Here is a 6,855-nt window from a genome sequence, read left to right as displayed (position 1 = left end):
CCCGTGGCCGGGTGTGGTGCACCGCGCTGGATGAAACACTGCTTCGTCGGCAAATTGATGCAGCGCTGGCCACGGGAAATGTGGCGGTTGTTGAAACCGGCATGTTCAAACCATGGCTTGGTCGGGGTATCGATTGGGTTGATGCAATTCATTTGGAACACATTGATGTTGCGGTGTGTGAACACACACCACAACGCGCGCACGAGGTTGCCCGCACGCTGGCTGCACATTCGCAGCGTATCATTGCCTTGGTGCTTGCGAATGCGGATGGCACTTACCCGGCTTATCGGCTGGTGTGTGAACAGCTGGTTTGCACCAACACCGCGGCGGCAGGCGGCAACGTTGAATTGATTGCCAGGGCTTAAGCCAATTTATTTGCGCATTTCCCGTGGCACAATCAGAAATCGTTTTTTCCAGCAGTTCCCCATGTCTGAATTTCGAGGCATTCCACCCGGCCCCAATGTGGGCACGCAACTCAGGGCTTTGCACCGCAAAAAGAAAGCGGCTGACAAGGCTGTGCAGCGTGCAACGCAAGCAGTTGCAACAATTTCAGGTGAAATTCCGCAATGTTCGCCCTTGGCAGAATTGACGCTTGCTCGTATCAATGAATGGTTCAATCAGCGGGGCTGGCAACCGTTCGAGTATCAAACGCAAGTGTGGGCTTCTTTTCAAAAAGGCCACAGCGGTTTGCTTCACGCCACCACCGGCGCGGGCAAAACACTGGCTGTGTGGTTGGGGGTATTGTTGCGGGTGGCACAAATGCCCCGGCCACGCGGCGCAGCCACACAAATCATGTGGATCACGCCCATGCGTGCTTTGGCTGCAGACAGCACCAAGGCACTGCAACAATCGGCCAAGGCATTGGCCTGTGATTGCGATGTGGCCCTGCAAACGGGCGACACCGATTCTGCAGCCCGTGCAGCCATTTTGCGCAAGCCACCTTTTGCTTTGGTGACCACACCGGAAAGCCTGACACTCATGTTCACACGCGCCAGCAGCCAGCCCAATTTGAGCAAACTGCAAGTGTTGGTAGTAGACGAATGGCATGAGTTGATTGGCAACAAACGCGGCGTGCAACTTCAGTTGGCCATTGCGCGCTTGGCGGCAATCAATCCCGGCTTGCAGGTGTGGGGCTTAAGCGCCACCCTGGGCAATTTGAAAGTGGCCATGGATGTGCTGTTGCAGCCCGTTAAAAACCAAGGCAGATTCACCTTGGTTCAAGGCAAGCTACCCAAGCAGTTGATGATCGACAGCCTGATCCCCGACTCTTTCGAGCGCTTTCCATGGGGCGGGCACTTGGGTTTGAACCAACTTGAATTTGTTGCGCGGGAAATTGACCAGTCGGCTTCCAGCCTGGTGTTCACCAACACCCGTTCACAGGCAGAAATCTGGTATCAAGCCTTGCTGGAAGTGCGCCCGGATTATGCCGGCGCCTTGGCCCTTCACCACGGCTCGCTGGATAAATCGGTGCGTGACTGGGTTGAGCAGGGTTTGAAAACCGGCATATTAAAGGCGGTGGTGTGCACATCTTCTCTTGATCTGGGCGTGGATTTTTTACCGGTTGAGCGGGTAATACAAATAGGTTCTCCCAAGGGCGTGGCGCGTTTGCTTCAACGGGCCGGGCGATCGGGCCATGCGCCCGGCAGGCCTTCCAGAATCACCGTGGTGCCCACCAACGCACTTGAATTGATTGAAGCTGCCGCAGCCCGCCACGCGGCTGAACACAAGCAGATCGAATCGCGTTTCAGCCCACGGGCACCGCTCGACGTGCTGATTCAACATCTGGTGACTGTGGCCATGGGCACTGGCTTCAAACCCGATGAATTGTTTGCCGAAGTGTGCACCACCTTTGCCTATCAGAACCTGACCCGCGCGCAGTTCGACTGGGCCTTGGCTTTCGTTGAAAAGGGGGGTGACAGCCTGGCCGCATATCCCGATTACCAACGCATCGCTGCCGATGACGACGGCATTTACCGTGTACCTCGCCGCGACATTGCGCGCAGGCATGCCATGTCGGTGGGCACCATTGTGTCCGATTCCGCCATGCAGGTGGCGTGGATGACAGGTGGCCGTTTGGGCACCATTGAAGAAGGCTTTATAGTCCGTTTGAAAACCGGCGATTGTTTCAGTTTCGCAGGCCGCGTACTGGAACTGGTCAAGGTGCGCGACATGACCGCCTATGTGCGCAAGGCCGATCGCAAAAAGGCCACTGTGCCGCAGTGGCAAGGCGGCAAAATGCCCTTGAGCAGTGAACTTGCGCATGCATCACTGCACATGCTGGAGCTGGCCTACCAAGCCATCTCGAAAGGCAAAAAACCGGCATTGCCTGAATTGCGTGCACTGGAAAGTTTGCTGGCTTTGCAAATGCACTGGAGCGCATTGCCCAATACAAGTAATTTGTTGATCGAAGAGTTGCACAGCAAGGAAGGCCACCACCTGTTTGTGTATCCATTCGAAGGGCGCACGGTGCACATTGGTTTGGCAAGTCTTCTGGCATGGCGGGCCTCGCGACACAAGCCTGGCACGTTTTCAATTGCAATGAATGATTACGGCTTCGAGTTGCTGAGTGCTGAGCCCGTGAACTGGCACGATTGGATCACGGGCAGCCTTGCTGATTCGCCGCTTTTTACCACCGACAATTTGTTTCAGGATGTGCTGGATTGCCTGAATGCCTCTGAACTGGCACAGCGCCGGTTTCGCGAAATTGCCCGCATCGCGGGGCTGGTGTTTCAAGGTTATCCGGGCGCAGGCAAAAGCACCAAACAATTGCAGGCTTCCAGCAGTTTGTTTTTCGAAGTGTTCAAAAAACACGACCAACACAACCTGTTGCTGGATCAGGCACAACGCGAAGCATTGGAGCACGAACTGGAATTGAAACGAATGGAACACGCCCTGCAAGCCATTCAATCAAAACAGCTGGTGTTCAAACCGATCGAGCGCCCCACGCCATTTGCTTTTCCTTTGTTAATCGAGCGCTTGCGTGAAACTGTCAGCACGGAAAAGCTCAGCGACCGTGTGGCTCGAATGGTCGCTGAGCTTGAGAAGGCGGCCCAAGCGTGATTCTGTTGTCCAGTCATTCTCCTGTTCATTCAGTTGAGACATCTTTCGGGTCGCTGGTGCTGTCGTGTCACAAAGTGGTTTTTGATCCGGCGCACAGTGCTTTGTTCGTGGCGGATGTGCATTTGGGCAAAGCAGCCACGTTCCGCAGTCTGGGGGTGCCTGTACCTGCAGGCACGACAAAGGAAAATCTGGATCGGCTGTCTGCTGCCATTGCAACCTTTCAACCAGGCTCGCTCTATTTCCTCGGCGACCTGTTGCATGCCAAAGCTGCACACAATCCAGACTTGCTCAGCAAGCTTCATGCGTGGCGCATGCAGCACACCGACATCGCCATGAACCTGATTCGGGGCAACCACGACAGCAAGGCAGGCGACCCGCCTTTCAACCTGAACATTGCCATGCTTGAAGAACCTTTCATGCTGGGAGGGTTGGCTTTGTGCCACCATCCACAACGCGTGGCGGGTGCCCTGTCACTGGCTGGCCATGAACATCCTGTGGTGGTACTCAATGGCAAGGGCAGAAGCCGTGCACGTTTGCCGTGCTTCCACTTGAAGCCAGATCAACTGATGTTGCCATCTTTCGGGGTTTTCACCGGAGGGTATGCGGTTATTCCCAAAACAGGCGAAATGGTATTTCCAGTGGTGTGATGCTTTACTTGCCTTTGCTTAAACCAAGTGCACCGCCACCCAGGGCCACAATCATCAACAACCCGCCTGCCACGCTGATGTTTTTCATGAACATCAGTTGCTGCACGTAGGCTTGGTCGGCTGGCATTGCCCAGTAATTGTGAAACAACACCGACGCTGCCAATGTAAAGCCAGCCAGCAATAGTGCTGCAATTTTGGTCTGGAAGCCCACAATCAAGGCAATGCCTGCGCCAATTTCCACCACAATTGTCAAGGCAGTCAGCAGTTCGGCGAAGGGCAGTCCAACCGATGCGATGTAGCCTGCTGTGCCGTCAAATCCCCCAATCTTGCTGAAACCGGCCAGCACGAACATGGTTGCCAGAAGCACGCGGCCTGCCAGAGCCAACGGATTGGCGATTGAGTTAAAAGTACTGTCGATTTTTTGATTAATTCCTGTTTGTTGTTTCAAAGTGGTGCTCATTTTGATTCTCCATGTTGTGGGGCGATTCGTTGAATCGATGGGTGAATCATGAATCCAAATCAGCATTTAATCGAGTGTTACATTTCGCATTTGTTATTCAAATTTATTGAATAACTTGCAATGTGATGGCAATGCTCGTTCAGCCCTAGAGTAATTTCTCTAACCAAGCGCATTGCCTTTTCCCCAGAGAAATAGCGTACACTCGTAAAAAAACGAACGTTCGGTCTATTTTATATGCGCAAAGGTGAACAAACCCGAGCCGCCATTGTCGAGGCGGCACTAGAAATCGCGTCCACACAAGGGCTCGAAGGGTTGACCATTGGTTCAATTGCCGAAAAAATGACCATGAGCAAAAGTGGTGTGTTTGCCCACTTTGGTTCTCGCGAAGAACTTCAAATTGCCGTGCTGCAAGAATATGAGACCCAATTCATCAACGCCGTGCTGTTCCCCTGCCTGAAAGAGCCCCGTGGATTGCCGCGTTTGCGTGCAATTTTCATGCGCTGGCTCGACCGCATCGGCAAGGAAATCGACAGTGGTTGCATCTACATTTCAGGCGCGACAGAATACGATGACAGGCCAGGGGCAGTTCGCGATGTGCTGGTCAAAATGCACCGCGACTGGCAAAAAGAAATGCACCGTGCGGCGGCACAGGCCATCGAAGAAAATCATTTACCAGCCAATCAAACCCATGCGGACCAACTTGTATTCGAGATGGTCGGTTTGATTCTGGCAGCCCACCAACAAGGTCGCCTGATGGGCGACACATTGTCGGTGAAGCGTGCCAGTGCGGGCTTTGACCGCATGATTCAGCATTACCAGCAAACCCGATCCGAGATTCTGAGCCAGTAGCACCAGGAGACACCTAACAATGAGCCAATACACGCCCCCAATTCGCGACATGCAATTTGTGTTGCACGAAATGCTCAACGCGCAAGCCATTTTCAAAGGCATTCCCGCCTTTGAGGAAATTGACGCCGACACCATGAACCAGATCATGGAAGAGGGTGGCAAGTTCTGCGCGGAAGTGCTGCAACCCTTGAACGCCGTGGGCGATTCCGAAGGTTGTACCTTGAACAAGGCCGATCATTCCCTGAAAACCCCCACAGGTTTTAAAGAAGCCTACCAGCAGTTTGTTGAAGCGGGCTGGGCTTCGCTGAGCTGCGACCCCAACTACGGCGGTCAAGGTTTGCCCGTCACGGTGAATCAGACACTTTATGAAATGATGAATGCAGCCAACCAGGCCTGGACCATGTACCCGGGCCTGACACACGGCGCGTACGACTGCCTGCACGAACACGGCAGCCAGGAACAGAAAGACCTGTACCTGCCCAAGCTGACCAGTGGCGAATGGACAGGCACCATGTGCCTGACCGAACCCCATTGTGGTACCGACCTGGGCATGCTGCGCAGCAAGGCCGAGCCACAGGCCGATGGCAGCTACAAAATTACCGGTGCGAAAATCTTCATCAGCAGCGGTGAACACGACATGGCCGAGAACATCATTCACCTGGTGCTTGCACGCCTTCCAGACGCACCCCAAGGCACCAAGGGCATTTCATTGTTTCTGGTTCCCAAATTTATTCCGAATGCAGACGGAACATTGGGCGCACGCAACCCGATTTTCTGTGGCGCCATTGAACACAAAATGGGCATTCACGGCAATGCCACCTGCCAGATGAACCTGGACGGCGCAAGCGGCTGGTTGATTGGTCAGCCCCACCGCGGTTTGGCGGCCATGTTCGTGATGATGAACGCAGCCCGTTTGGGCGTGGGTATGCAGTCGCTCGGGCTTACTGATGTGGCGTATCAAAACGCTGTGGTATACGCCAAAGACCGCATTCAAAGCCGGTCACTGTCTGGCCCCAAGGCCACCGACAAACCTGCCGACCCCATCATCGTTCACCCCGATGTTCGCAAAATGTTGCTGACCACCCGTGCGTATGCCGAAGGTGCTCGCGCACTGTGCTTCTGGACCGCGCTGGAACTGGACAAGGAACTGAACCACCCCGATGAAGCAGTTCGCAAGGAAGCTGCCGACATGGTTGCCCTGGCCACGCCGATTGTGAAAGCGTTCATCACCGACAACGCTTGGGAAGCCACTTCACACTGTATGCAGGTGTATGGCGGCCATGGTTACATTGCCGAGTGGGGCATGGAACAGTATGTTCGCGACAGCCGCATCAACATGATTTACGAAGGCACCAACACCATTCAATCGCTCGACCTGTTGGGTCGCAAAGTGCTGGGCGACGGTGGTGCCAAGCTGATGAAATTTGGCAAAATGGTGCGTGCACTGTGTGAAACCGAAGCCAACAACCCCGCCATGAAAGAGTTTGTTGAGCCTCTGGCTGATTTGGGCGACAAGGTCAGCAAGCTGACCATGGAAATTGGTGGAAAAGCCATGCAAAACCCCGATGAAGTGGGTGCTGCCGCCGTAGATTACCTGCGTGTAGTCGGGCATCTGTTTTATGCTTACTTCTTCGCAAAAGCGGCAAAAATTGCGCTGGAAAAGCAATCCGGTGGCGACAAGTTTTACACTGCCAAATTGCACACAGCCCGTTTCTATTTCCAGAAAATGCTGCCTGAAACCGCCATGCTGATCCGCAAGGCGCGCGCAGGTTCAGCAAGCCTGATGGAAATGGAAGCAGACCTGTTCTAGGAAAACCTGTCCCGTAGTCCCCCGCAGGC

At 54.2% G+C, this 6,855-nt stretch carries 6 protein-coding genes; 5 read left to right on the top strand and 1 reads right to left on the bottom strand.

Annotated elements, in window-relative coordinates; all coding sequences use genetic code 11:
* The 3 genes from V7028_RS13475 to pdeM form a co-directional block, all read left to right on the top strand.
* Positions 1 to 365: hypothetical protein (locus V7028_RS13475; protein WP_334120601.1), on the top strand; the 365-nt coding region annotated here is incomplete at its 5' end.
* A 61-nt stretch (positions 366 to 426) separates the two neighbouring features.
* Positions 427 to 3,060: a ligase-associated DNA damage response DEXH box helicase gene (locus V7028_RS13470; RefSeq protein ID WP_334120600.1), complete on the top strand. Its 2,634-nt coding sequence runs from the start codon at positions 427 to 429 to the stop codon at positions 3,058 to 3,060.
* The gene (gene pdeM / locus V7028_RS13465; RefSeq protein ID WP_334120599.1) at positions 3,057 to 3,707 is read left to right on the top strand and encodes a ligase-associated DNA damage response endonuclease PdeM; all 651 of its coding nucleotides are present in this window, start codon (positions 3,057 to 3,059) and stop codon (positions 3,705 to 3,707) included. Before V7028_RS13470 ends, pdeM begins: the two co-directional genes overlap by 4 nt.
* Positions 3,708 to 3,711: 4 nt before the next feature.
* On the opposite strand, the gene V7028_RS13460 is transcribed toward pdeM, so the two are convergent.
* Positions 3,712 to 4,167 (bottom strand): DoxX family protein, encoded by a 456-nt coding sequence (locus V7028_RS13460; protein WP_334120598.1) that lies wholly within the window; start codon positions 4,165 to 4,167, stop codon positions 3,712 to 3,714.
* 234 nt (positions 4,168 to 4,401) lie between these two features.
* On the opposite strand from V7028_RS13460, the gene V7028_RS13455 reads away from it, so the two are divergent.
* Positions 4,402 to 5,016 carry a TetR/AcrR family transcriptional regulator gene (locus V7028_RS13455; protein WP_334120597.1) on the top strand — a complete coding sequence of 205 codons (615 nt, stop codon included), beginning with the start codon at positions 4,402 to 4,404 and terminating at the stop codon, positions 5,014 to 5,016.
* Positions 5,017 to 5,035: 19 nt separating this feature from the next.
* Entirely contained in the window at positions 5,036 to 6,826 is a 1,791-nt protein-coding gene (locus V7028_RS13450; RefSeq protein WP_334120596.1) for an acyl-CoA dehydrogenase C-terminal domain-containing protein, read from the top strand.
* The last annotated feature ends 29 nt before the right edge of the window (positions 6,827 to 6,855 follow it).

It is taken from the genome of Limnobacter sp., from assembly GCF_036846585.1.
Classification (GTDB): domain Bacteria; phylum Pseudomonadota; class Gammaproteobacteria; order Burkholderiales; family Burkholderiaceae_B; genus Limnobacter.
This window is presented reverse-complemented; position numbering and strand designations above follow the sequence as displayed.